Annotated in this window: 1 protein-coding gene; it reads right to left on the reverse strand. The window is 73.8% G+C overall.

Annotated elements, in window-relative coordinates; all coding sequences use genetic code 11:
- A partial coding sequence (locus CAY82_RS27835; RefSeq protein WP_170931149.1) for an acylglycerol kinase family protein occupies window positions 1-385 on the reverse strand: 385 nt, incomplete at both ends.

Here is a 385-nt window from a genome sequence, read left to right on the forward strand (position 1 = left end):
TGTACGTCGCGAGGTCGACGGCGGACGCGGTTCCCGCCATGACCGCGGCGGCGGCGTCCTCGACCGTTTCGATGCCGAGGTCGAGCGCGAAGTGGTTGCGCGTTCCACCCGGGAAGACCACCAGCGGAAGGCCGTGCCGCAGCGCGATCGACGCGGCCAGGGTGACCGTACCGTCGCCGCCGCACACCCCGAGCGCACCGCCGTGCTCGACGGCCTGCCGGGCGGCCTTCTCCAGCAGTTCGGCCAGGTCGTCGTCCTCCGTGCGCTCCGTGACCCCGGCCAACGGCAGGGCGCTGCGGATCCGGTCGGCGGGCGGATTGAGCAGCGCGGGCGGTCCCGAGGCCTCGTTGACGACGACGAACAGGGTGCGCCCGTCCGGCAGCGA

The sequence above is a fragment of the Pseudomonas sp. SID14000 genome, assembly GCF_002165135.1.
Taxonomy (GTDB): Bacteria; Pseudomonadota; Gammaproteobacteria; order Pseudomonadales; family Pseudomonadaceae; genus Aquipseudomonas.